Raw genomic sequence first — 22,087 nt, 5'->3', positions numbered from 1 at the left:
TGTTCAGTGTTCAGTATTCAGTAGGTGTCTGCCACACTGAACACTGGATCAAGATGTCAGCGAATCAATGATGCTTTGCAGCTCTGGCGGGAGTTCGGCGGTGATGGTTAGCTCACTGTTGTCAGACGGCCGTCTAAAAGTCAGTTCCGCGGCGTGCAAGAAGTGGCGGCGCAGGTCGGCAAAGGATTTTTTACGACGGCCGTAAATGTGGTCGCAGACAATGGGATAACCAATATAGGCCAGGTGAACACGAATCTGATGGGTGCGGCCGGTAAGGGGAGCGCAGGCCACCAGAGTAAAATTGTCATAACCAGTCACTGTCTCATAGCGCGTGCGCGCGCTGCGGGCCACCGCCGAGATATTGGGCGGGATAACGGCCATTTTCTTGCGGTTATTGGGGTCGCGGCCAATCGGCGCGTCAATCAGCGCCGCCGGGGGTTGAAGCTGGCCTTCCACCAGAGCCAGGTATTTCTTCTGGATAGTGCGCCGTCTAAATTGCTCCTGCATAAACCACAAAGCGCGTTCATTGCGCGCCACAACAATCAGCCCAGAAGTGTGTTTGTCCAGCCGGTGTACGATGCCCGGCCGTCGCTCGCCGCCGATGTCTTCCAGGTCTGGGTAATGGTACAAAATGGCATTCACCAGTGTCCCCTGTTCGTCTGTTAGCGAAGGGTGGGTCACCATGCCAGCCGGTTTGTTGACAACCAGAATGTCGCGGTCTTCATAGCGCACGTCCAGGGGGATGTCTTCGGCGATCAGGCCGGTTTCGACCAGCGGCGGGATGACGGCCGTTATCCGTTCGCCGCCGTTTAAGCGCAGACTGGCTTTGGTGGTGATACGGCCGTTTACCGTCACCCGCTTCTCTTGAATAAGCCGCTGCCACTGCATCCGTGAAAAATCGGGCAGAGCCGCCGCCAGGGCGTGGTCCAGCCTGTCGCCGCGGGCGTCGGCGTCTAGGGTTAGTTCAATGGATTCGTCGAGGGGAATTTCCTGGCTCATTGGACTCCGGTTTTTTGGTGTTCTGTGGTTAGTAGACAGTGTTCAGTGTTCAGTGTTCAGTTGTCAGTTCTTTGTGGTGTTTTGCCAATGATATACGCCCAAAGATCATCATCTGACATTTCTGTCACCTTGTCAGGTATACCGTTTGCTTAAAACTGCCCACTGTTCTAAAGCATTTCGTTATCGCGGCTAATGTCGCTGGTGGTGGCTATGTGCGGCAGATCGCGGGATTCCGCGCGGGACTCCGCGCGGGACTCCGCCCACATCAACCAGGCCAACAGCAGCGCCCCGGTGACAACGGCCGTATCGGCGACGTTAAAAATCGGCCAGGGGCCAAAATCGAGAAAATCGGTCACATGGCCCAGCCGTATTCGGTCAATCAGGTTGCCCAGCGCCCCGCCAATCAACAGCCCCAACACCACCCGCAGGCCCACGTTGCCGGCCGGCAGCGTATAGTTGTAGACCAAAATGGCTACCGTCGTTACCAGAGCGACAATGGCAAACAGCCCGCTTCCCCCGGCGAACAGGCCAAAAGCAATGCCGGTGTTACCGGTGTGGGTGAGCTGAAAGATAGGCGCCAACTGGGGAAAAGGCGCCCAACTGGTGTTGTATGGGATGTTGGCCTCAATGAGATATTTGGTTACCTGATCGAGAATGAGGATTACAGAGCCGATCAGCAGCGGCAAAAAGCGTTGTGCCCAGGTGGCGGGCTGTATAGTGTCTTCTACGGCTGTTTTGCCTTCTGTTGGAGCCAGACTGGTTGGTTCAAGTTTTGTCATAATGGCGCAATAAACCTTCCTTGTGATGATAGAGAGGCATTTTACCAGGGTGAATCTCTTTGGGCGAGAGGCAGGGGTGGGCGACGGCCGTTTCACATCCCCCACTCAGGCAGCCATTTTGTGGGCAATCAGCACCGTCACCTGGCTGCGCGGCAGAGCGACACGCTCGAACTGCACCTGAAACCCGGCGGCCTGAAAACGGACCAGATAGGGCTGCCAGACGGCCGTTTCTGCCTGGTCTGGCAGCGCGCCTGCCGCGCCACGCTGCCCGGTAATGGCATACAGCCACTCGATGACCTGGCGCAGCGCCCCCCCACCGGTCAGCCGACTTTCAGGCACAATGACAAAACGGCCGTTTGCCCGCAAGACCCGCGCCACCGCCGCCAGTGTGGCCGGCTCTATCACGTAGTCGGTGGGGAAAGTGGACAGAACAGTGTCGAAAACGGCCGTGCCAAACGGCAAATGCTGCACCCGTCCGCCCACCAGCGGGACGGTGCGCTGGGTGCGCCGCCGCGCCTGCCGCCCCATCTGAGGCGACAAATCCAACCCCACTACCTCGAAACCGGCATTTTGCAGCGCCAACAACATGTGACCCGGCCCGTGCCCAATCTCCAGCACCTCTCGCCCGGCGACAAACGGCAGCGCCGCCTGCTGCCAGGCGCGCCAATCGCCCAGCGATACCAGCCAGCTCACCAGGTCATACGTCCAGGCCAGCTCGTAATAAAGCAGCCGAAAACCGAAGCGTACCAGCCGATTCCATAGGTCTTTGAGCCTCATCATTCATCCATTGTATACTAGAAGCGGGGTTCAGTGCGGGCTATGTCTGACCGATTCCCGCTGAACACTGGATACTGAACACAGACGCACAATTTATGTCAATTGGAACATTGGGTGAAAAGTCGCTGCACGCGGCCTTAAAAGAGTGGCTGACACAGCCGGGCGACCGGGTTGAGGTAGCTGTGGATGGTTTTGTCATAGATGTGGTACGCGGCGAGACGCTGCTAGAGGTCCAGACGCGCCACCTGTATGCCATGAAGCGCAAGCTGGCGCGGCTGCTGCCCCAATACCCGGTATGTGTCATTCACCCCATTGCCCAGGAAAAGTGGATTGTGCGGCAAACGGCCGTCGGCGATCCCATCAGCCGACGAAAATCACCCAAACACGGCCGTCCCGCTGACCTCTTTCAGGAATTGGTCCGCCTGACAGAGTGGCTGCCGCACCCCAACCTCACCATCGAACTGCTGCTAACCCAGGAAGAAGCAATCTGGCGCGATGATGGCCTGGGAAGCTGGCGGCGCAAACATTGGAGCCTGTACGATCACCGTCTGTTGGCGGTGGTAGACCGCCTGGTTTTGGCTGAAACGGCCGATTTTCTCGCCCTACTGCCACCCAACCTGCCTGATCCCTTTACCAACCGCCAGTTAGCCGAGGCATTGTCTTGTCAGCCTGCGCTGGCGCAAAAGATCACCTACACCCTGCGTCATATTCAGGCGCTTACGGCCGTTGGCAAAGAAGGCCACAGTCATTTGTACACCACCAATTCTCGTCGGTAGAAGTCAGGCGCGCAAGCCGCAGGGTTGGTGTATCAACGCATCAACTTGATCGGTTATCGGTTCATGGTAAATGGTTATTGGGGGATGGGGAACGGCCGTTGCCGTTTGGCGCGGCTTATCTCAAACGTTGGGCTGCATGGCGCAGCAGCCAACAAATACGCACCGTAATTAGAAGCAAGGTGAACGTGGATACAGCACATAAAAGTGGTTGGGAAATAGCGGAAGTCGTTTTTGGGATTCCATTTCTGATAAGCATCGCTTTGCACTTCGTTGTGCCATTTTCATTACCGCCAGGAATCCTGCGGCAAGTTCTAATACCTGTTGGGATTGTGCTGATTGTCACCGGCATCGGCTTTGTCGTTTCGGCGCGCCGCGAGTTTGCTCGTTTCCGTCAGCCTACTGATCCAGGCCAGCCAACAAGTAAGATTGTTAAAACAGGTGTGTTTTCTATTTCCAGAAACCCGCTCTATCTTGGCGTTGCGGTTCTGCTTTTTGGCATCGCGCTGACCTGGAATATTCTCTGGGCTTTAGTGGCGCTCCTGGTTTCAATGATTGCCTGTCAGTACGTTTTGATCAGTCCTGAGGAAAAATATCTGGCGGCTAAGTTTGGCGAAGCGTATGAAGAATACCTCGCCACGGTTCGGAGATGGATTGGCCGTCGTTAAAATCTGTCAAGGTCTTTCGAAAAGCGGCATGGTTCATTCGCACCAAGCTGTCCTTTACAAATTTTTACACGGAGGAACACGGAGAATTCACGGAGAAGATGCTTGCTTCTCCTGCAAAACTTCCGTGCCTCCTCCGTGCCTTCGTGTTAATTCCGAAAATTTGTGAAGGGGCGTTCCGCCTGATTGGACCATGCCAAACAGCCCTAATCCGCAGTTTGACATTCGCCACTGCCTGGAGTATTATTGTCAGGCTTTAATATTGTAAGTCCTGATCAAGTTGCATGTAAGCGCCGCCCAGACTCACAAAAAGGGCGGCGTTTTTTGTCCTGGTAGGATGCGCGAATATTGAGCGAATTTGTTGAGTAGATTTAGTTAAGATAGGAGTTACTTTGGTATGAGTGATCAACGATTTTCTGGGACCGTGAAATGGTTTAGCGATCAAAAAGGCTACGGCTTTATTTCCCGTGAGGGCGGTAAAGACGTTTTTGTCCACCATTCGGCTATTTTGGCGGAAGGGTTCAAGAGCCTGGCCGAAGGCCAGCGCGTCGAATTTGCAATTGAAGAAGGGCCGCGTGGCCCATCTGCTGTTCAGGTCCGCCCGGCCTAAGCACAGACCCCAAACTGTAAATAAAGAAAAAGGTTGGCCTTCAGGCCAGCCTTTTTTAGTTCAGAGGCTATTCGTTAGGCAATAGGCAGGAGTACGGGGCCAAAACAGATAAACACGGCCCCATGCCGGTGATATAATTGAGAATTCCTGTGTGGAAAAAGGAGATGGCACGTGATTATGATAAAGCAAATTCGCATACTTTTGCTGTTGTTGACTTTGCCCTTGCTTTTTGCCGCTTGCACGGCGCAGACAATTGAAGTGACCCGCATTGTTGAGAATGAAGTACCGGTGACGGTGGAAGTCACCCGGATTATGCCGCAACAGATTACGGTGCAGGTCCCTGTCGAAGTGACGAGCATCGTGGAGGTGGCGGTGGAAGTGGTGGTCACGGCCACGCCAGAAACCCCCGCCACTGAGACCCCAGCCGACCTACCAACGCCAGTATCGACGGCTGCGATTGCTCAGGCAACGGCCGTTCCCCCCACCGGCGCTGTTTATGTGGTGCAAACGGGCGATACCCTGTCTACCATTGCCACTAAAACGGGTGTTACTGTCGAAGATATTCTGGCGGCCAATAACCTGACCAACGCCAACATCATCTCGGTTGGGCAGCAGTTGATCATTCCTGGCTGGTCGGGAGAAACGGCCGCTGCCGTCAATCCCAACCCCGCCCCCACCAACCCGACCGAACCCGCGCCACCACTGACAGTGACCAGCGGCAATTTGCTGCCCAATCCCTCGTTTGAAGAAGGCTGGTACTTCTTCAGTGGCGTCTCCGAATGGCAGCTGCCCAACCAATGGCAGTTAGCGGTGGATGAAGGTCCCAACAACCTGTCGCCCGGCAGCGGCGGGCGCTTCTTCCGGCCAGAGATTCGCGTTTTGTCCCGCGCCAGCATTCCCCCCGCCGAGCAATCTCTCTTCTTATTCAATGGCGAAAACACGATCAAAGCCTTCAAGGGAGACGCCCCCACCAATTTCTCTATCTTCAGCGACGTGGCCTTACAGCCAGGCACTTACCGCTTTGTCGCCAATTTCTTCCCCGATGCCGTCAGCGGCTACGTTGGCAGTGAAAAGGTTTGGAATGGCGACCCCCTGGCCGCTGAATACCGCATCATCCACAATGGCGGGGGCACAGGTTGGGCATCAGCGCCGGCCGGGCGCAAAAATACGGCCGTCTACGAATTCACCCTCACCGCGCCAGAAACCGTGCGCCTGGGCGTGGGCTTCCGCAATCGCTTTGCCCAATCGAACAACGGCTGGTTTATAGACGATTGGTCCTTACAGGCGTTGAGTCAGCCGTAGTGTTCACCGTTGTAGAGAGCTGACAGGTCTGGCGTCTGTCTAAGTTCAACTTCTTTGGAGAAGTTGAACTTTTTTCTTGCTGTTACTGCGCCAGCAAATAACGCAGATCGGCGGTGATGGCTGTGTCTGGGGCGTCGTGGGGGTAGGCGATGAGGATACGGCCGTCCCGGTCCAGCAGGTAGGTGCGGGCGGTGTGGTCTACCAGATAACCCGATGCGGCTGTGCCATCGTGCTTTTGGTAAAACAGGCCAAAGGGCGCGCCGGCGGCGTCTACCTCTGCCGGGCTGCCTGTCAGACCGATGAAGCTGTCGCTAAAGTGCTCGACATACTCGGCCAGTTTATCTGGCGTGTCGCGCTCCGGATCCACGGAAATCATGATAACCTGCATCTGGTCGGCCTGGTCGCCCAACTGCCGCCGCACGCGGGCCAATTTAGCCAGCGTATCGGGGCATAAATCGGGGCAGTAGGTGTAGCCGAAATAAACAAAGACAAATTGGCCGCGATAGTCGCTGAGGCTGATGCTTTGCTTGTTGGCGGCCGCCAGGCTGAAATCGGGCACGGGTTGGGCATCTTCAAAGAGCAGCCCGCCAAATTCATGCGGCTGAGGGCGGCAGGCGGCCAAAAAGAGCAGGCCAAGGATGAGAAGGGAAATTCGCAAAGGCATGTGCATAGGTTGACTCCTCTGATAGTAGCCAGCAGCCGTAAGCGGTGTTCAGTGACCAGTGTTCAGTGACCAGTTTTCAGTCGGAGTTACCTCTGGAAAACGCGCACTGAATACTGAATACTGAATACTGAATACTGAATACTGAATACAGCTGCCAGAGTATTGCTGGCGTTGTATGGTTAAGGGTGGATTTGCCAGAGGCGTAGGGCGTTGTCCTGGCCGCTGGTGACGAGTGTTTGTCCGTCGGGGGCGAAGGCCAGACGCTGCACAACGCCGGTGTGACCGGGCAGGGAGGCCAGAATACGACCGTTATCCACCTGCCACAATTGTACCTCATTGCCGTTGGCCCCGGCCGCCAGCAAACGGCCGTCGGGTGAAAATGCCAGGTCGCTCTGTTTGTGCTTCTGGCCTTCAAAGGTGCGCACCAGTCGGCCGTCGGCCGCTTCCCACAAGTAGATGTTGCCCAACATGTCCCCGGCCGCCAGGTAACGGCCGTCGGGCGAAAAATCCAGCGACCAAAACCCACCCACCGAGCCGGTGAGCTGGTGAACCAATGCATAATCAGATAGTTGATACACGCGGATGGTGGCGTCTTCTGAGGCTGAGGCCAGGAAACGGCCGTCAGGCGACAAGGCCACCTCCAGCACGGCGTCGTTATGGGGCGGGAAGGCATGAACCAATGAGCCATCGCTCATTTGCCACAGACCAACGGTGAAATCGTGCGAGGCGGAGGCAATGAACTGCCCATCGGCGCTGAAGGCCAGACTGTTGCGGAAGAAGGAGCAGGCGGGCACATCTTCTTTTTCCCCGGCGAAACTGCGGCGCCATACGCCTTCGGGCATTTGCCAAAGGGTTACGGTGTCGTCGAAGGCAAAAGGGCCGATTCGTTCGCCCAGACCGGAAGCCAGGAAACGGCCGTCAGGCGAAAACGCCACGCTATCCACTTTGCCGTCTGTCTGGCCCAGGGTTTGCCGCAGGCCGCCAGCCATGTCCCAAATCTGCACCCCGCCGCTGGACAGACTGGCAGCCAGCGACAGGCCATCGGGGGCAAAAGCCACGTCGGTGATGGCGCTCTGGGTGTGGGCGGCCAGGCTGTGTACGAGACGGCCGTCTGGCAGTTGGCGAATTTCTACCAGCCCATTTTGGCCGATGGTGACAAACTGGCCGGCGGCCGGGTTGAGGCGCAGGGCGTTCAGGGGAGCGCCGGCAGCGACGGCCGTCGCCGCTGTATTCTGGCTGGCATCCCACAGGCGCAGTTCGCCGTCTGGCCCGGCCACGATGAGCGTCTGCCCGTCAAACAGCACTTTCAACCCGGCCGCGTCTTCTGGGACGACGGACAGCGCCAGGCTGGCGATGGTTTGGCCGCTGTCTAGCTGCACAATTTCAACCTGTCCGCTTTGGTTGGTGACGGCCAGCAAACGGCCGTCTGGCGACATGGCCCAATTGTCCTCGGTGATGAAACCGCCGACAGCGCGCCGGTAGGTCACATTGGGCACGGCCGTTTGCCAGATAAACAGGGCATTGTCGCGTTGAAGGGTCCTGTCGGTGACGATGGCGGCGTAATAAACACCATCGGCGGCAAGACGGCCGTTTTCCAGAGCCATGCCACTTTCACTGAGCAGCGTCACCAACGGCGCGGCGGCCAACAGCGGCCAGATTTCCACCGCGGACTGCTCTGCCGTATGCACCGGCACGGCCAACAACCAATCGGCGTCGGCGCCCGCCCAGGAAATGCGCCCAAGACGGCCGTTGACCGGGGCCGCCGCCAGCACAGTGGGCGAGGCGTCTGGCTCCATATAGCCCACAACCTGCGCCGCGCTGCCGCTGACCAATTGGCCGTCGGGAGTGAATGTGATCTGGTAAATGGGTTCATTGCGGTCGTTTGCGGGCAGCGCCTGTGGGCTGCCACCCAGTGGCCACAGGCTAATTTGACTGCTTTGCCACCCGGCGACGGCCAGAGAACGGCCGTCGGGCGCAAAAACAGCGCTGCGAACCAATTCCGCCGTCGGCAAAAAATCGGTCACGCGCCAGTCGGCCGTGTTGTAGACGTACAGCCCGACAGTGGTGAGAACACCCAACTGTTGGCCGGAGGGGTCCAGGACGACGTCGAACGCTCTGCCCTCGCCCCACACGGCAGCGGCCGTCAACTGCTCAACCGTTGCCGGGGTAATGGCCTGGGTTGGATGGGGGACATCGCCGGTAACGGCGTCTTGGATGGGCGACAACTCCTGGCAGCCGTTGAAAAGGAAAAGAGTCAGCAGCAGGAATAGGGCGCGGTGAAGGGGGAACGGCCGTTTAATCCGCAAATTGCACCGTTGGCAAAAAGCGTGGCGCCTGCCGCGCCTTCGTCGCCTGCTCAAAGGCGTAGGCCAGCTTCAGCAGGGTGGGTTCCTGGTAAGCCGCGCCGATGAAGGAAATGCCCACCGGCAGCCCGCGCACAAAGCCGGCGGGTACGGTGAGGTTGGGATACCCGGCGACGGCCGTTGGCGATGAACTGCCGCCGCCATAATGGTCGCCGTTGACCCAATCAATCAGCCAGGCCGGGCCGCCGGTGGGGGCGACGATGGCGTCTAGTGTATGTTCTTGCAGCACTTTGTCTATGCCTTCAGCCCGCGCCAACCGGTGGTTGAGGGCCAATGCTTCCAGGTAATCCGTCTCGCTGAGCGCCCCTTTTTCTTGCGCCGCCAACATGCGTTCCTGTCCAAAATAGGGCATCACGGCGGCGGCGTTGGCCTGGTTGAAGGCGATGATGTCGGCCAACGTTTTGACCGGCGCTTCTGCACCCAGCGTCGCCAGGTAGGCGTTCAGATCAGCCTTAAATTCATACAGCAAGACAGTCACTTCCGCTTCGCCAAAGCCCTCCAGGGAATCCAGGTCGGCCGGGTCTACGATGTCTGCGCCCTGGGCTTTCATCGCGGCAACGGCCGTTTCCATGATGGCGTCTACGTCCGGGTGAAGGCCGAAGAAATTACGCGCCACGCCGATGCGCGCGCCGCGCAAGCCAGCGGGGTCGAGAAACTGCATATAGTCCGTGTGGAACTGTCCGCCGCTGGCAGCGGTCGCCGGGTCGCGGGGGTCCACGCCGGTGAGCGCCCCCAGGAGGATGGCGGCGTCGGCGACGCTGCGAGTGAGGGGACCGGCCGTATCCTGGCTGTGGGCGATGGGGATGATTCCGCTGCGGCTGACGAGGCCCAGGGTCGGCTTAAGGCCGACGATGCCATTGCTGTGGGCGGGGCAGACGATGGAGCCATCGGTTTCTGTGCCGATGGCCGCGGCGCAAAAGCTGGCGGCCACGGCCACCGCCGAACCAGAGCTAGAGCCGCACGGGCTGCGGTCCAGGGCGTAGGGATTGCGTGTTTGCCCGCCGCGGCTGCTCCAGCCGGAGGAGGAGCGGCTGGAGCGGAAGTTAGCCCATTCGCTGAGGTTGGCTTTGCCCAGGATAATGGCCCCGGCAGCGCGCAGGCGCTCCACCAAAAAAGCGTCTTGGGCGGCGATGGATCCGGCCAGGGCCAGCGAACCGGCGGTGGTGGACATCTGGTCGGCGGTGGCGATGTTGTCTTTCAGGATGATGGGGATGCCGTGCAGCGGGCCGCGTGCCCCTTTTTCGGCGCGTTCGGCGTCCAGGTCGGCAGCGATGGTCAGCGCGTCGGGGTTGAGTTCGATGATGGCGTTGAGGCTGGGGCCTTGTTGGTCTAGCTGTTGGATGCGGGCCAGGTAGTGGCGGACAAGGGTATGGGCGGTGAAACGGCCGTTGCTCAGGCCATCTTGCAAGTCAGAAATGGTGGCTTCGAGTAGGGGGAAATCATCAGACATTGTTTTTTCCCAGGGGCAAGTTCACGCGCACGCGCGTGCCGCTGCCGGGTTCGCTGTCCACTTCGATATGCCCATTATGCAGGCCGGCAATGCTTTTGGCAATGGTCAGGCCCAGGCCGATGCCGGGCACGTTGGATTGACTGGCGCCTTTGCCCCGATAAAAGCGCTCGAAAACGTGGGGGATGTCTTCTGGGGCGATGCCCATGCCGGTGTCTTCAATTTGCAGGCCAACAAGCTGTTGATCGGGCGAATTGATCCACGTGTGGAGACGAATTTCGCCGTTGGCGGTGTATTTCAGGGCATTTTCCAACAGCGTGATGGTCATCTCGACCAATTGTTTGAAGTTGCCGTAGATAAGGATGGGGTTTGTCTCAGGGGTGAAGGTCAGGCGCAGACCCTGCCGTCCCACCTGGTTTTGATATTTGTCCATGACGTAGGCGACGACATCGTTTAGATTGATCTGTGACCAGATCAGGCTGTCCTGGTCCAGATCGAGATTAGACAGTCTGAGGATGCTTTCGACCAATTCTTTGAGACGTTCGGTTTGTTGGTTGAGTACGGCCGTATAATGGGGATGTTTGGCCGGTGGTCCCTTTTTGAGCAAGTCCAGGTATAGGATCAGGTTAGACAATGGTGTGCGCAGTTCATGCGAAATGTCGTCTGAACTTGGACTTGAGCCGGTCCAACTCTTGCAGTTGGCTGTAAGCCTGGCGTAGTTCTTGGGTGCGTTCGGCGACGCGGGTCTCCAGCTCATCGGCGTAGCGCTGGATTTGTTCATACAACTGGGCATTAACAATGGCGATGGTTGCCTGGTGAACAATGGCGGCGGCGATGGCCGCGTCTTTGTGGCTGTAGAAATCTGGTTCGGCTTTGAGCAGGCTGAGCAGCCCGATAGCTTTTTCTTTAACGATCAGAGGGACGCCTAACCAGCAGTGGCTTTCAGGAATGCCGCCCGGCTGGGAAGGGTCCCCGGCGGTTTCTGGGCGAATGAGTGGGACACGGCGTGTTAACACGTCTAACATATGGGGCGGGATATGATGAGCCGGTTGGGATGCTGTCCCTGCTTCTGATGCCAGGCGAGAACGATGGGCGACGTTTTGCAGACGGCCGTCTACCAGCAGTAGAACAGAAGCCGCATCATAAGTGACCACCTGGGCCAGTTGGGCCAGAATAATGTTTAGCACTTGTTGGCGATCCAGGCTGCTGTTGAGAACCCCGATCACCTGGCTGAGCGTCTCAGCCAATTCGCGCTGCTCTTGTTCTGCCTGAAGGGAGCGCGCTTTGGCCAGCGCCAGCGACAGATGGCTGACCACTTGCTCGCCTTGCCGGATCTCATCTGGCGTAAACCGGTGCGGCGCCAGGAAAATAACAAAGGCCGCGCCCAATTTTTGCTCGCCGGCGATAAGGGGCAACGCCAGCATGGATTGGCTGGGGAACAGGGTGGCGGTGTGCATGGCAGCATACGCCGACTGGGCCACGTGCTCCAGTACCAGCGCTTGCTGCGACGTTAACACCGCCGCCGTCATACTTTTTTGCCGTGTGTCTGGCTCGGTCAGCGGCTCTTCATCCGCCAGACTGTGGCTGATGGCGCCGGATACGGCCGTTTGTCGCTCTTCATCCCACAGCGTAATCCTGCACCCATCGGCCCCAAATAACTCACCCAGCCGGTCGGCAAAAATTTGCAGCATGGCATGGAAGTCTGGCGTTTCCAGGGCGGCCCTGGTGATCTCATTCAGCCAGGCCAGGAAATGTTCACGCGCCCGCAGCCCATCTTCCGCCTGCTTGCGTTCGGTGATGTCGCGCAGCGAGGCCAGATAAGCGGGTTCACTTTGCCAATCAATCTCCACGACACGCATCTCGGCCACTTTCGTCGTGCTGTAAGGATTGACCACATCAATCTCTGTCGTCTCGTCAGCAACAACCGGGTAGCCGAACATCGCGCCAATTAAGGTGCTTTGGCTGCGGGCAAACAAAGATGCCGCCGCCGGATTGGCGTATTGGATAATGCCATGTCTGTCCACAATGACAATACTATCGGCATTGGCCTCAATCACCGTCCGAAAACGACTTTCGCTGGCTTGTAATAATAAACTGTTCATTTAAGCAAAGGAAAACATTCTGTAACGGTTCAACCTGTCTGGAAAATTCTGTTGGTTAGCAAAAAAGCCAACCAACCAACAAAACATCTTGCTCATTTAGATGCCAAGATCACCTCTAAATAAGGTCCCAATCCGGTCAATTTCATGCTGCGAGATGTACATGGGATTACCAACCAGAATACCAGTGACGTTGTTAAATGCTTTACCAATGTGCATCCCACGGCCGTCAATCGTAAACTCGCGGATTTCTTTATCGTGCATCGAACCGCGCATTTTCAAAACGGTCAGCCCGCGGCGCATTTCGCCATACATTTCCACATAACGCAGCATAATAATGGAATCGGTAACGGTGGAGATGTGGGCTTCGGTGACAGACGCGCCGCCCATAAGGGTTGGCGTGGTCGCCGTAAACAAGCCGGCCGTCTCTTTGTGCTTAATAAACGACGTCAGGCCGATGACAAATTCGCGGAATCCTTTCATCGTGGCTACGCGCTCCAAAGCTGAAAGACTATCTACGGCGATGCGATTGGGCGCAAACCGTTCGATTTCCATCTTCATGGTAATCAGGTGGTCTTCTGGTCCGGCAACTTCCGGGTAACGACAGATCAGCTTGAGATTGCCTTCCTGTTCCATTTTATGAAAATCCACGCCCCAACCAGTGGCGTTGCGGAAAAGCTGTTCGCGGCTTTCTTCAAAGGCAAACAGCAGGCAGCGCTCCCCTCTGGCCGCGCCGCCGGCAATAAATTCGGTGACGGTAAGGGTTTTGCCGGTTCCGGTAGCCCCGGAAACCAGGATGATAGAGTCGCGGAAGAAGCCGCCGCCGCACATTTTGTCCAGCTCTTGGTTGCCAGAAGTAATGCGGATATTGGAGGAACTTTGTTTTAGTTCGATGGCCGACAAGGGAATGATGGCGATGCCTTCACCAGGCATGATGGTGAAGGGAAATTCCCCTTTTTGGTGCGGGGTGCCGCGAAATTTAAGAATCTCAATAGTGCGCCGCCGTTTTTCGTCTTCCAAAACATTGCGCAGGATGATGACGTTGTCGGCAACGAACTCTTCAACGCCATAGCGGGCAATTTCGCCATATTCCCGGATGCGTTCGGCAGTCAGGATGGCGGTGACGCCCATTTTTTTGAGCGCGGAAGCGATGCGAAACAACTCGTTACGGATGGAGCCTTGATCAGCCAGTTGGGTGAATATGGCGCCTAAGGAATCAACCGCGACGCGCCGGGCTTGCACTTTCTTAACGGCGTGTTCGATGCGCGCCAGCAGCGCGCCGAGATCGTAGCTGCCGGCGAAGATAACATCTTCGGCCAACTGCGGCGATGCGTCTACGAAAGCCCATTTGCCCTGCTCTTCCCAGGCGGCGATGTTCCAGCCGAAGCTGGCCATGTTTTGCCGAATATCGTCAGGCGATTCTTCAAAGGTGACAAATACCCCGGAATCGTCTGATTTTTCAATGCCGGATCCAAGGAATTGTACGGCGAAGACAGTTTTGGCGCTGCCGGCTGTACCGGAAATGAGGGTGGTACGGCCCTGGGGTAGACCGCCATTGGTGATGTCGTCGAAACCGGGAATGCCTGTCTTGAGTTTGCGAATGGGAGATGGCAGGTGTTCACTCATTATACGGGAGTCCTTTCGGAAAATGGTTGGTATGGCTGATTTGTAGATCGAGACCGCGAAGCACTTTTGCGGTATCGGACAGGTCGCCGATGATGCGCCTGAGGGGCAAAGGCGCTGTTTTGATAAGGGTGGGCGTCGCCAGAATTTTGTCGGTTTCGGCCAGTTCCGGGTGCTCTAGCACATCTATAATAGTCAGTTCGTAACGGCCGTCTAGCACCTCCTGACAGGTTCGATACAGGTTGTGAATGGCCTGCTGTGATCGTGATGTTTGGCCGGTAATGTAAAGTTTAAGCAGATATTGCGCCATTCCCTCAATCCTCCGTCGCCACATGGTTGCTATTGCGGGGCATGTTGTGTGTCGCGGCGTTGGCAACACCTTGCCTGAAAAATAGGGAGTGGCTGCGATAATAAGCCACCACGTAGCCCATCAGCTGCAAGACAAGCAGCCGACCTTCCTGGAAATAGACGTTGGCTTTGGCATAAGGGACGTCGGCGACTTTGGCCTTCAACGCGGTGCTGTGTAACGATACCACGTCGTGGGGACCGGCGTTGAGTAAGCCAAGCCGTTCGGCAAGCAGCCGCAGCCTGGCCGCTAAATCTATGTCGGTTTTGTATGTTTTTGTTTCCAGCGCCAGGTCAAGAAGTTCGCCGTATTGGGCCACCAATTCGCCAAAGATAGTTGGCAGGCTTTCGGCCACCGACAGCAGATTGTAAGCCTGGAGGGTGACGGTGGAAGTCGTGGTCAGCGAAAGCTGATCCAACGAGGATAATTCTTGTTGTAGTTGTTCCTGGCGTTGGGTTAACTGCATGGTAAGTAAGCGCAGCTCTTCTTCGACACGCTGCCGCTCGATGATTTCTTGCCGCAGTTCCTGGTTTACCTGGCGGAGTTCAGCGGTTTGCCGCGTGACTTCTTGTTCAAGGCGTTCCTGGGCTTGTTCCTGGGCTTTTTGCACGGCCGTTTCCATCAATTTACGCTGGGTAATGTCGCGCACAAAAGCTGTCACCACTGTTCCCTCCTCCATTTTCCAGGGGATCAGGCTGACCGCCACAAAAATCTCGTGGCCTTGTTTGTGTAGAGCTGCCAAGTCCAGACTCAGTCCCATCGGTCTGGGCCAGGGATTCTGAAAATACGCATTTAAATGGTGTTGGTGGCTAACGCGAAAACGTTCTGGCAGCAGAAAACCCAGGCTCTGCCCCTGCAATTCATCCCTGGTGTAGCCCAGAATCCGCGTCGTTTCATCATTGATCGAAACGATTACGCCCTGGCTGTTAACCACCAGCACCGCATCTGGGACAAAAGCTAACAAATCGTGGCATTCGCCTTTAGTCCATGTAGGCCGAACCGTGTGCTTCTCCATAGGCTCCTTATGGGGCGGTCATCGAACGTTATCTAAGCAAACATGTTTCAGGCAAAGTGCAGCCCGGTTCTATTAATCTACAACGTGAATGCTCTCTATTGAACAGCAAAAAGACTCGATTTTCAAGGGCTTTGACAATGATATTAGATTAAGATTTTGTTATAAATATCATAATAAATTCATTTGGTTCTTGATGCAAGAAAAATAAAATGGCAGGCGCTGCCAGAGCGCCTGCCATTTATTTGGTTAGAACTATCCGCGTACTCAGCGATCTACGCGGCTAATTCCGTTTACTCCGTAATTGTAAACAACATCCCATCCGTGCGACCGAATACTTCTGGGAAGAATTCCTGCTGCGCCAGGGTGGGCATCACCTGATACGCCCCCGGTATGTTGGCTTGTAAGTAGTAGGTGTATTGGTACGTACCGGCCGGTAAGAAGTCGGCGTAGAACACAACCCGCTCGTCGCGGTACTCAATGCGGTTAAAGGCCCACCAACCCCACCAACCCCAGAAGTTGTCCGTCTGATCGGTCCGTTCTACGCTGTCGCTCAGCCGGTTGGAGGTTGTCTCAAGCCCAGGATCAATGCCCTCCGCGCCCGAAGGCAGCGGGTCGGAGACTACCGCGTACAGCAGGTTATTGGGAGCGATGATGGTCAGTTCTACCCGCACCTGCCCGCCAGCGGCAATGCTGTTGATGGGCAGGCAGGTGGTCGTGGTCGGGTCGCAGGCGGCGTCGTAATAAGCGCGCTGCACGATAATGCCCCGGTTGGTAGATTGGACCGATTCGGCCGGTAGATAGGCGTTGAGGTGCAGGTTGTAATAGAGACGGCCGTCACCAGACCCACGCTCGAAGCCCAGGAAGTTGGTATCGCCGACCACCAACTGGTTCATGGGTATAGATTCATACACCCGTTCCGTCACGTTGGCCTCGGAAAAGAAGCCAGCGGCGGCCGGTTGCAGATTCACCGTCAGCGCCCAATCATAGTTGGCGTCTAGCTCCTCCGTCGCCGCCAGCCAATCGGTTAGCGCCAGGATGCTCCAGGCTGTTTCGTGGCCGGTAGACCAGCGCACGGCCGTGCGCGCCACCATCAGCCAGTTCACCGTTTGCGGGGCAAAGGGGGCTGTGGGCTGCGTGCGCGCCAGGGCGTCCAACACAATCGCCGTGCCGCGTATGTCGCTGTTCAGGTTGTCGAAGTCCTGCGCCGCGTCTTCCCAATGCGCGCCGGTCGCGCTGAAGATCACCGCGTCATTCAAGTCGGCCAGCAGCGTCGCCTGATTTTCACTGGCAAAGGCGTTGGCTTCATAGGCCAGGATCAGGAACGCTTTGGCATATGGGTCCAGCAGGCCGCGCTGCTCGGCAAACAAGGCGTTGGCCTCGTCCACCACGTCCACGCCCCGCTCGGCCAGCACATACAGGAAAAACGCCTGCCGGTTCGCCTGCCAGGGCCGGTCCAGGCCGCTGGCGCTGCGCAGTTCCCGCTGCAAATAGCTTGTCGCCTGCCGCAGCACCCCGGCATTGACGCCATAGCCCGCTTCTTCGGCTTTCGTCAGCGCCAGCAGACCGTAGGCCGTCAGCCAGGGCTGGCTTTCGGCGCTGAAACACCAGCCCCAACCGCCGTCAGGCTTCAACAGACCTTCCAGTTGGCTGATGTCGGCGATGATCTGGCCGTCTAACTGCGCCAGCAGCGCCGCTTCGTCCAACCCCAATTCGGTGATGGCGCGGGCGGTGGCGGTGTTGGGCAGCAGCCGGTCTATCACCGACGAGGCGCATATTGATTGGTAATATTCGTCGTTGAGCGCTTCCAGAGCGTCTATCATCGCCGCGGCCAGGGAGGCGCTGATCTGCACGTCCACGGAGCCGCGCCGGGTGTCTATGTTGGCCGGCAGCAGGATGGCTTCGATTTGCCGCCCTGGCTCTTCCAGCACGCCCGACGTGCCGACGATGTCCGGCGCGCTGTAGCGATAAACCGGGATCACGTTGTCCGGCCCCACGCCGAAGCTGGGTTTGGTGGCGTCGCTGTGGCCACCGCCGGCCACGCGGAAGGTCAGGTCGGCAAATTCCACGTCGTCCACCGTAACCGGCCAGCGGACCAGGGTACGGCCGTTCGCCGGCACACTCACCACCTGATCGGCAAAACTGGCCTCGACAAAGCCGTCGGCTTCCAGACTGACCGTCGCTTCAATCGCCGCGCCGGTCAGGTTGTTGACGATGGCCCCAATCTGCACCACGTCGCCCACAGTGAAGAAACGGGGCGTCACCGGACGCACCAACAGCGGCAAACTGACAACAATGTCTACGTTGGACTGGCCGACCAGCGAATCGTTGTTCACCACTTTGCTGCTCAACCGCCAGGTGGTCAGGGTATCGGGCAGCGGAATTTCCACCGTCGCCTGCCCACCGCCGTCGGTGAATAGTTTGGCTTGCCAGTAAGCGGTGTCCGGGAAGTCGCGGCGGGCGTTATCATCTTCATCGCCCACAGCCCGGCTTAGGGCCGCTTCGGTTACATCGCCGCCACCGCCACCGCCGCCGCCCAGGAACTCCTCAGGCACTTCAATCGCCAATCCTTCGCCAGACACCAGCAGACCGGCGCCAACGTAGCTGTACAACGGCTGCTCGGCGTAAAAGGCGTCCAGGATGGGCGGCGCGTTGTCCGGTTTTAGGGTGAGTACGGCCAAATCCACCAGAGCCAACGAGAGTTCGGCCTGGGCTGGCTGCCCGGCGAAGTTGGTGACCTGGATGTCGAAGACGGCCGTATCCCCCGGTTCCAGTTCGGTTTCACGCGGCGTCAGCGTTAGGAGCAGTTCTTGCTGTTCTGGCGAGACGGAGAGTTCGATCATGCCAGTGCGGATGTCGGCATACGGCCGTGTCTCATCGGTGGGATTGACCGGTTTAACGGCCGTTACCCCCACATACACGTTCGGCGCAAAGATGGGCGTGATGGGGATTTCGATGATCTGACCGCCGGTCACTTGCACCACTCGCTGTTCAATCATGTTGCCGCGTTCGATGGTCAACCAGGCATTCACCGTTCCGGCAAAGGGCGACTGCACCAGGATGCGCGCCGTGTCGCCGGGGCTGTAACTGGGCTGGTCGGCCACCAGGTCCAGGGTGTATTCGCGCGGCGCAGAGCGCCAATCGCTGAAGTTTTCATCCATAGCCCACAGGCCGGTGGTGGCTGTTTGTTGGCGGCCACGGCCGTCGGTCAGGGTGGCGACGGCGAGGTAAGAGCCGCCTTCGTCGGGCGTAAAGCTGGCTGTCGCCCGGCCTTGCGCATCGGTGGTCACGTCTACCTGCGTCAGTTCCGTATCCACCGGAATCCAGCGCGTGTAATATTGCCCAAAGTCACTGGTGCGGTCGCTTTCCCATTCGCGGCGATAAAAGGTGACGGACACATTTTGGTTGGGCAGCGGCGCGCCGCTCCAATCTACTGTCAGGAGTTCGACGGCCGCTTCCGTCCCGGCCATGACGGAATAGTTGGCCGAACGCACGCCCACGTAGCCGGCGGCGGCATGGAAGGTAACGGCCGTCTGGCTGGTGACCGGGAACTCGGCCAGGTCGCTTACGGAGGCTTCCACCGTCACTTTGCGGCTGCCGTTTTCGGCGTCTTGCAGCAGACTGGCAGGCAAGGTGATGGTGACACGGCCATTGGCGTCCGTTTTGCCCTCGCCAGAGGTCAGCCAGCGGCCATACGTCCCGCCGCCGCCGCCGATGCGTCCCCAGGGGCCAAAATCTTCATAATACAGGCCGCCGTTGTCGCCAAAGGCGTAATAGGGGCCATCCACCGTCGGGTAAAAGGCGTCTTCATAGATGGCCCAGGTCACGTTCAGGTCGGCCGCCGAACCGCCGAAGAAGTAATCGGCTTGCAGTGTCACGTTCACCGTCTCGCCGCGCAGCGCTTCCGGGTTGTCGGCCGTCATGCTGATGAGGAACTCTGGAGCGCGATATTCGGCCACGCTGAAGGAGCGCATGGTTTCCCAATCTTGCCCTTCCATGTAGATGTTCAACGCCCCCAGCGGCGCGTCATCGGGAATGACCCACTCGCCATAAAAGACGCCATCGCTGTCCAGCGTCACGGGGATCATCTCCTCTATGCCCCCTTCGGAATAGTAGTTGACCGGGGTGATGCGCACCGTCGCTTTTGTCAAGTTGGGCAAGCTGAAGCGGCCAAAATTGGGGTCGCGCACGATGCCTTTGTAGTGTACGGTGTCGCCTGGCCGGTAAATGGGCCGGTCGGTGTAGAGATAGGCAAAGGGCAGGCTGGTGTCGTTGTATCCCTGGCTGATGCCCATGCGCCACGGCTCAAAGCCGCCGTTCCAACGGCTGTTGGCCACACCAAAGCCGGTCTGCCCCGGCGCACTGCTGACGACGGTGACGCTGCCACCATAGCTGTTGGGGCTGCGCGTGTAGTCAAAACGGGCAAACCCACTGGCGTCGGTAACGGCCGTGCCGCTGGGCGCGCCATTCACGTCATACAGCGTGATGGTTAAACCCTGGCCTGGCTGGCCGGAGGCGATGTTGGTGGCCCATACGCGCACTTCGTTGGGCATTTCTTTCACCACCAGGTTGGTGTCGGCCACAATCAGCATCACCCGCTGCAACTGCCAATAGCGGAAATCGTCGCTGACTTCTGGGGCGCGCGCGCTGAGGAAGTAAATGCCGGTAGGCAGCGCACCACCATCGGCCAGAGACAGCGATTCGACGCCGCTGCCGGACGGGTTCAGGCTCCAGGTGCGCAGCGGATCGGTGTTGGGTAGGTAATCGTAGAGGTTATAGCTGTCGCCGAAGTATTGGATGGGCAGTCCTACATCGTACAGATTCACCGTTACCTGGGAGACATTGCGGTAGATGAGGTTGACGGCCGTTTCAAAACTGGTACTCAACTGGGTAATTGCGCCGGGCAGGTTAAACGAAGCCAGCGGTGAAGCAGCCGGCGTGGTGAATTGGAAGGTGTAATCCCGGCCCAGCGTATTGCCATATGGATCGGCAGCACTGCCGGGAATGGTGATGCGATAGGTGGTAGAACGTTCCAGCGGGAAGTCCAAATACATCTGGAAGCCATCCCATTCACCAAACGAATAACGCGGATTGCGTGGCGCCGGTTCGATGACCACGCGGTCTTCCAGCGTGGCGATGTCCATGGGCGAGGCAAAGGTGACGCTAAAACCGCGCTGCCACACTTCCGGCGTCGCCTCATTTTTCGGTTCGGTGCTGCGCACGGCCGGGAAGGGCACGGTGGTAAAGGGTTTGATGGCCTGTTCGCTCAGGTTGGTGGCGCTGGCGGCGGCCTGGGCGCTGGTTGCCACGACAACCTGGTAATCGGTCGCCAATTGCAGCATGGGGTCAGCCGTTAAGGTGACGACGCGGTCGCCATCTGACCAGGCGTAACGCAGCGTGGCCGCCGGGGCGTCTACGCCGCGCACGGAGATGGCCGACTGGGTAGCGGCACGGTTCATCGGCATGTTAAAGGTGACAGTGATGGCCTCGGTGGGGCGGACCGGCGCGCCTTCTGACCGGTTTTCTTCCAGGCCAATCTGGATGCGCACCACTTCAGGCGCGGCTGTGGCGAAGCGCCAGGTGTAGTCACTCTCCAGCAGTGCGCCGGTCACATCTTCCAATCCGGCGTTGACCGTGACCTGGTAATTGGATGCGCCGTTCATGGCAACGCTGGGCGTGAAGCGGTAAATGCTGGTGGAGGTCCATTCCCCCTTGCCTTCAACAGGTGGGTTGAAGGTGAGCGGTTGAGGCAGCCGGGCCTGCTGGTCGGTGGTGACCAGTGGCACGACGGGACGGTTAAACAGCACGGTGATGGTCCCATCGGCGGCAACGCCGGTAGTCCCGTTGGCGGGGATGACCTGGGCTACGGCCAGCGCGCCAATGGTTTGCAGGTCAAATTCGGCCGGGGCGCTCATGGCCTGGCCGTTGGCCCCTTTGGCTGTTTCACCGACCATCACGCGGTAGGTTTGCTGCCGGTTGAGCTGACCGGCTGGGGTGAAGATGACGGTATCGGGGCGAGACCAGGTGAGGCTGCCGGAAACGGCCGTATCATCGGCCACATTTTGCACGGCCAACGCCTGCGCCACGCTGTTCTGGTCCATGGGCTGGTCGAAGCGGAGGGTGATAGCCCCATCCAGCAGCACCTCCTCGCCCACAGACGGGCTGGAGTAGATAACCTGCGGCGGCCAATCTATGTCGGCCGGATCCACGGCGGATTGGGCTGGTTGGGGGACGGCCGTTGGTTGGCGGGTTGGTTCGTTGGTGGGTTGGGGCAGGGCGGCGGTGGGAACGGCCGTCGGCAGTTCTTCGGTCGCTTGGCCGCGGCGGCAGGCCGCCAATAACACGAGCAGCATGAGGCTGATTACTATGAGGGGCGCAATAGATTTACGCATGGTTCATCTCCTGATGATTGGTCCTGAGCTTGTCGAAGGCTTGACGATTATCTGCACTATAACAAATTCTTAACAGGTAGCAAGCTGCCATAGGCGCATTGCCTGCCGGCAGCAGAGCAATCGTTGTTCAAAGTGGTTGTTTCTTAGGCTATCTCAATCATAACATAGGTTGTGGTGCGTTTGACGGCCGTTTGGCAGGCGTTTCACCTCCTGGCAGCATGGGTCCGTCGCGATTA

At 58.1% G+C, this 22,087-nt stretch carries 16 protein-coding genes; 4 read left to right on the top strand and 12 right to left on the bottom strand.

Annotated elements, in window-relative coordinates:
* Window positions 1-48: 48 nt before the first annotated feature.
* From IPM39_05305 to IPM39_05295, 3 genes are all read right to left on the bottom strand, one after another.
* Entirely contained in the window at window positions 49-999 is a 951-nt protein-coding gene (locus tag IPM39_05305; GenBank protein ID MBK8985489.1) for an RluA family pseudouridine synthase, read from the bottom strand.
* A gap of 167 nt (window positions 1,000-1,166) precedes the next feature.
* A complete protein-coding gene (gene lspA / locus IPM39_05300) occupies window positions 1,167-1,778 on the bottom strand; it encodes a signal peptidase II (GenBank protein ID MBK8985488.1) in 612 nt (203 codons plus the stop codon).
* Window positions 1,779-1,883: 105 nt separating this feature from the next.
* The gene (locus IPM39_05295) at window positions 1,884-2,558 is read right to left on the bottom strand and encodes a methyltransferase domain-containing protein (GenBank protein MBK8985487.1); all 675 of its coding nucleotides are present in this window, start codon (window positions 2,556-2,558) and stop codon (window positions 1,884-1,886) included.
* A 146-nt stretch (window positions 2,559-2,704) separates the two neighbouring features.
* Here IPM39_05295 and IPM39_05290 point away from each other — a divergent pair, with 146 nt between their 5' ends.
* The 4 genes from IPM39_05290 to IPM39_05275 all read left to right on the top strand — a co-directional run bounded on the left by IPM39_05290 (window position 2,705) and on the right by IPM39_05275 (window position 5,905).
* Window positions 2,705-3,331, top strand: coding sequence for a hypothetical protein (locus IPM39_05290; GenBank protein ID MBK8985486.1), 627 nt, complete (start codon window positions 2,705-2,707; stop codon window positions 3,329-3,331).
* Between the two features lie 185 nt (window positions 3,332-3,516).
* Window positions 3,517-3,996: an isoprenylcysteine carboxylmethyltransferase family protein gene (locus tag IPM39_05285; GenBank protein MBK8985485.1), complete on the top strand. Its 480-nt coding sequence runs from the start codon at window positions 3,517-3,519 to the stop codon at window positions 3,994-3,996.
* Between the two features lie 394 nt (window positions 3,997-4,390).
* The gene (locus tag IPM39_05280) at window positions 4,391-4,603 is read left to right on the top strand and encodes a cold-shock protein (GenBank protein ID MBK8985484.1); all 213 of its coding nucleotides are present in this window, start codon (window positions 4,391-4,393) and stop codon (window positions 4,601-4,603) included.
* Window positions 4,604-4,780: 177 nt separating this feature from the next.
* The gene (locus IPM39_05275; protein ID MBK8985483.1) at window positions 4,781-5,905 is read left to right on the top strand and encodes a LysM peptidoglycan-binding domain-containing protein; all 1,125 of its coding nucleotides are present in this window, start codon (window positions 4,781-4,783) and stop codon (window positions 5,903-5,905) included.
* Between the two features lie 82 nt (window positions 5,906-5,987).
* On the opposite strand, the gene IPM39_05270 is transcribed toward IPM39_05275, so the two are convergent.
* The 9 genes from IPM39_05270 to IPM39_05230 form a co-directional block, all read right to left on the bottom strand.
* Window positions 5,988-6,575, bottom strand: coding sequence for an SCO family protein (locus tag IPM39_05270; protein MBK8985482.1), 588 nt, complete (start codon window positions 6,573-6,575; stop codon window positions 5,988-5,990).
* A gap of 173 nt (window positions 6,576-6,748) precedes the next feature.
* A complete protein-coding gene (locus IPM39_05265) occupies window positions 6,749-8,875 on the bottom strand; it encodes a hypothetical protein (protein MBK8985481.1) in 2,127 nt (708 codons plus the stop codon).
* On the bottom strand, window positions 8,865-10,382 hold the full coding sequence (locus IPM39_05260) for an amidase (protein ID MBK8985480.1): 1,518 nt from the start codon (window positions 10,380-10,382) through the stop codon (window positions 8,865-8,867). Before IPM39_05260 ends, IPM39_05265 begins: the two co-directional genes overlap by 11 nt.
* On the bottom strand, window positions 10,375-11,013 hold the full coding sequence (locus IPM39_05255) for a HAMP domain-containing histidine kinase (GenBank protein MBK8985479.1): 639 nt from the start codon (window positions 11,011-11,013) through the stop codon (window positions 10,375-10,377). The genes IPM39_05260 and IPM39_05255 overlap by 8 nt, the downstream gene beginning before the upstream one ends.
* A gap of 13 nt (window positions 11,014-11,026) precedes the next feature.
* Entirely contained in the window at window positions 11,027-12,481 is a 1,455-nt protein-coding gene (locus IPM39_05250) for a GAF domain-containing protein (protein ID MBK8985478.1), read from the bottom strand.
* 96 nt (window positions 12,482-12,577) lie between these two features.
* Window positions 12,578-14,104, bottom strand: coding sequence for a circadian clock protein KaiC (gene kaiC, locus IPM39_05245; GenBank protein MBK8985477.1), 1,527 nt, complete (start codon window positions 14,102-14,104; stop codon window positions 12,578-12,580).
* Window positions 14,097-14,411 (bottom strand): circadian clock KaiB family protein, encoded by a 315-nt coding sequence (locus IPM39_05240; protein MBK8985476.1) that lies wholly within the window; start codon window positions 14,409-14,411, stop codon window positions 14,097-14,099. Before IPM39_05240 ends, kaiC begins: the two co-directional genes overlap by 8 nt.
* Before the next feature lie 4 nt (window positions 14,412-14,415).
* Window positions 14,416-15,411, bottom strand: coding sequence for a PAS domain S-box protein (locus IPM39_05235; GenBank protein ID MBK8985475.1), 996 nt, complete (start codon window positions 15,409-15,411; stop codon window positions 14,416-14,418).
* 341 nt (window positions 15,412-15,752) lie between these two features.
* The gene (locus tag IPM39_05230; GenBank protein MBK8985474.1) at window positions 15,753-21,851 is read right to left on the bottom strand and encodes an Ig-like domain-containing protein; all 6,099 of its coding nucleotides are present in this window, start codon (window positions 21,849-21,851) and stop codon (window positions 15,753-15,755) included.
* Window positions 21,852-22,087: the final 236 nt, after the last annotated feature.

Origin of the sequence: Candidatus Leptovillus gracilis (genome assembly GCA_016716065.1) — a bacterium.
Classification (GTDB): domain Bacteria; phylum Chloroflexota; class Anaerolineae; order Promineifilales; family Promineifilaceae; genus Leptovillus; species Leptovillus gracilis.
Note: the sequence above shows the minus strand (reverse complement) of the source record. Positions and strands in the feature narration are given on the sequence as shown.

Excerpts from the sequence above, each read along its gene's own strand:
- kaiC (MBK8985477.1), bottom strand. The coding sequence starts at position 14,104 with ATGAGTGAACACCTGCCATCTCCCATTCGCAAACTCAAGACAGGCATT.
- IPM39_05295 (MBK8985487.1), bottom strand. The coding sequence starts at position 2,558 with ATGATGAGGCTCAAAGACCTATGGAATCGGCTGGTACGCTTCGGTTTT.
- IPM39_05280 (MBK8985484.1), top strand. The coding sequence starts at position 4,391 with ATGAGTGATCAACGATTTTCTGGGACCGTGAAATGGTTTAGCGATCAA.
- lspA (MBK8985488.1), bottom strand. The coding sequence starts at position 1,778 with ATGACAAAACTTGAACCAACCAGTCTGGCTCCAACAGAAGGCAAAACA.
- IPM39_05230 (MBK8985474.1), bottom strand. The coding sequence starts at position 21,851 with ATGCGTAAATCTATTGCGCCCCTCATAGTAATCAGCCTCATGCTGCTC.
- IPM39_05250 (MBK8985478.1), bottom strand. The coding sequence starts at position 12,481 with ATGAACAGTTTATTATTACAAGCCAGCGAAAGTCGTTTTCGGACGGTG.
- IPM39_05260 (MBK8985480.1), bottom strand. The coding sequence starts at position 10,382 with ATGTCTGATGATTTCCCCCTACTCGAAGCCACCATTTCTGACTTGCAA.
- IPM39_05240 (MBK8985476.1), bottom strand. The coding sequence starts at position 14,411 with ATGGCGCAATATCTGCTTAAACTTTACATTACCGGCCAAACATCACGA.
- IPM39_05305 (MBK8985489.1), bottom strand. The coding sequence starts at position 999 with ATGAGCCAGGAAATTCCCCTCGACGAATCCATTGAACTAACCCTAGAC.
- IPM39_05270 (MBK8985482.1), bottom strand. The coding sequence starts at position 6,575 with ATGCACATGCCTTTGCGAATTTCCCTTCTCATCCTTGGCCTGCTCTTT.
- IPM39_05275 (MBK8985483.1), top strand. The coding sequence starts at position 4,781 with ATGATAAAGCAAATTCGCATACTTTTGCTGTTGTTGACTTTGCCCTTG.